This is a genomic window from Cyanobacteriota bacterium (genome assembly GCA_025054735.1).
Taxonomy (GTDB): domain Bacteria; phylum Cyanobacteriota; class Cyanobacteriia; order SKYG9; family SKYG9; genus SKYG9.
The window spans coordinates 1-2,443 of the sequence record JANWZG010000497.1; the positions used below are offsets into that span (position 1 = coordinate 1).

Below are 2,443 nucleotides of genomic sequence, written 5' to 3' on the forward strand. Positions count from 1 at the left end.
CAGCCAGTGAAAGGGACACTGACGGGTTAGGAAGGGTTGCTCCACCGACATGGCAGGTTTTGCAATTATCTTCAAACAGTCGTTTACCAGCAGACAGTTCCATAGCCGAGAACAAGCGCGTTGTTCCTTGGCCATCAACTTGAATCGGTACTGGCTCTGAAACTCTTAAATACCTAGTAACGTAGGGATCAATACCTGCCGCTAGGGCTGGCTGACTGCTAGACAGGGCAACCAACAAGCTGGCCAGCATGATCAGCAGCCAACCCCTAGCTTTAGTTCTAAACCCAGCTTTAGCTCTAAATTTGGTCACTACTTGCTTAGTAATAGATTTTGCCACCGGCCCACTTTGCGCCAACAACCTTAGGCTGGAAGAGAATGTGACCTGCGATCGCCACCAAGTCTTCCTCAGTTAGGTTGCGCATCTTAGGAAAGATATCAGTGCTCTGAGTACTGGGATGGAGTTCGGCGATGCTCTCCAGTCCATCATAGGTAGTGGGGTTTTTCATGTAGTCAACCAATCCTTCGATGCTGTCACGACGTGGTGTCGCTAGGGCCAAGGCTTGAGGACTCAAGTCTACGTTAGGATCAGTTTTGGTATTACCGCCAATGTGGCACTGGCCGCAGGCGTAGTTAAATAAACGCTTTCCTTCTTTGACTTGCTTAAGGCTGAGGACGATCGTCTCGCCGCTATCATTCAATTTAACCGTGCGTGTAGCCTCGTCCAGCTCCAACGCAAACGCATCTCCTACAGCCATTTGAAAAATAAACAATAACGCGGCTACGGCCAGCAGAATAAATCGTTTAATCATAGGTCTCCATAGATCTCCCAGTAATTATCATGCCACTGGAGGGGACGCTTTTGCCCGTTAAGTGATGCTAACACGTTGCGTTGTTCTAGATGCTTTGTGTCATAGCAAGTTAGAAGGGTTTCGAGCAGCCCCATGGCAAGCCTAATGGGCTAGTAACTAGGGAATGTTGCCTTCCCGCAAGATTTAAGTCTCGACCATCTCCATTATTGGGCAGACAGGCCACTAGCTCTTATGATGACTATTGATGACTATAAGTAAACCGTTGTGACTGTAGTAATAACTATGCCTAAGTATGTGATGTGGGGAACCTATTGTGAAGATGTGGTTGAAAAACGTGCCCCCTATCGGCAGGCTCATTTGGATGGATTAGCTACTCAAAAGGCACAGGGGGTTTTGGTGACGATCGGCCCCACTAAAGACTTAACGCAGGTCTTTGGTATTTATGATGCGGAAAATGAAACTGTCGTCAGACAACTAGTGGAATCAGATCCCTATTGGCAACATGGTATCTGGACTAGTTATGACGTTAAAGAATGGATCCAGGCACTCTAACACTGTGGAACATAGGGAATGAAATCAATCTTTAGAATTGCAACTACATCTGCGCTGATAGGTCTAGGACTGGGATGGACAGCCCCCACGGTAGCAGGCCCACCATTAGCGGTCACAACAGGTAACCTCAACACACCAGATATTAACCAGTGCCTGGCCTATATGGCTGATGTGCTCCGACGGGTTGGCCTGCGCGATGTTACGGGGCAAGGTAACTTAGTAGGTGGTGAAACTTCGACCGTGACGGTGATTATCGCTTGCTTGCAGGGAGACAGTATCTCTACGCGCTGGATGGTGGCTGTGACTGGGCGCGATCGTGTAGAGTCAGAACGAGTCCGAGACAATGTAGTGAAGTCAATTTTGCGATGATGAAGCGCTGGGCAATCCGGTTGTTGGGTATCTTAGCGTCTCTAGCTATAGCTATTGGTAACAATAGTCTACCCGCTTGGGCTGCGCAACCTCTGCACTATACAGAGCTGAAGTTTTCTCCCTTGCCAGAAATTCAGATCCCCAACTACATACGCTATCAATTGCCCAATGGGCTGGTGGTGTATCTGGTTGAAGATCATGAACTGCCCCTTGTGCAGGGTGTGGCCCTAGTGCGCACGGGCGATCGGCTAGAGCCTGCTGATAAAGTTGGGCTTGCTAGCCTTACAGGTAACCTAATCCGTAGTGGTGGCACGATGCTGCATAAAGTAGATGAGCTGAACCAGTTGCTAGAAGATCGGGCCGCAAGCATTGAATCTGGAATTGGAACCACAGTCGGGAATATTCGCTTTAGGTGTCTCAGTGCTGATTTGGCGGATGTTTTACAACTGTTTGCTGAAGTAATGCAACAGCCAGCATTTGCACCGGATAGGCTAAATCTGTTAAAGAACCAATACAAAGGAAGCATTGCCCGTCGCAACGACGACCCTGACGAGATTGCTAGTCGGGAGTTCTACAAGCTCATCTACGGCAGCGCAAGCCCCTATGCCCGCACGATAGAATATGCAGATCTAAGGCGAATTACCCGTGATGACATTGTTGCTTTTCATCGCCAGTACTTTCGCCCCGATCGTGTCTTACTTGGTATTGTTGGC

The 2,443-nt window shown here is 48.8% G+C and carries 5 protein-coding genes; 3 read left to right on the plus strand and 2 right to left on the minus strand.

Features of this window, described 5'->3' with window-relative positions:
* A partial coding sequence (locus NZ772_17305) for a photosystem II cytochrome PsbV2 (protein ID MCS6815314.1) occupies positions 1–250 on the minus strand: 250 nt, incomplete at its 3' end.
* A 67-nt stretch (positions 251–317) separates the two neighbouring features.
* The gene (psbV, locus tag NZ772_17310) at positions 318–809 is read right to left on the minus strand and encodes a photosystem II cytochrome c-550 (protein ID MCS6815315.1); all 492 of its coding nucleotides are present in this window, start codon (positions 807–809) and stop codon (positions 318–320) included.
* 282 nt (positions 810–1,091) lie between these two features.
* Between psbV and NZ772_17315 the strand changes: the two genes are divergently transcribed.
* The 3 genes from NZ772_17315 to NZ772_17325 form a co-directional block, all read left to right on the plus strand.
* On the plus strand, positions 1,092–1,361 hold the full coding sequence (locus tag NZ772_17315) for a YciI family protein (protein MCS6815316.1): 270 nt from the start codon (positions 1,092–1,094) through the stop codon (positions 1,359–1,361).
* Positions 1,362–1,379: 18 nt separating this feature from the next.
* Positions 1,380–1,730 carry a hypothetical protein gene (locus tag NZ772_17320; GenBank protein ID MCS6815317.1) on the plus strand — a complete coding sequence of 117 codons (351 nt, stop codon included), beginning with the start codon at positions 1,380–1,382 and terminating at the stop codon, positions 1,728–1,730.
* Positions 1,727–2,443, plus strand: a 717-nt coding sequence (locus NZ772_17325) for an insulinase family protein (protein MCS6815318.1), incomplete at its 3' end; no start/stop codon positions are given. The genes NZ772_17320 and NZ772_17325, both read left to right, overlap by 4 nt.

Bases quoted from the DNA above. Each gene is read 5' to 3' on its own strand.
- psbV (MCS6815315.1), bottom strand. From the start codon at position 809: ATGATTAAACGATTTATTCTGCTGGCCGTAGCCGCGTTATTGTTTATT.
- NZ772_17315 (MCS6815316.1), top strand. From the start codon at position 1,092: ATGCCTAAGTATGTGATGTGGGGAACCTATTGTGAAGATGTGGTTGAA.
- NZ772_17320 (MCS6815317.1), top strand. From the start codon at position 1,380: ATGAAATCAATCTTTAGAATTGCAACTACATCTGCGCTGATAGGTCTA.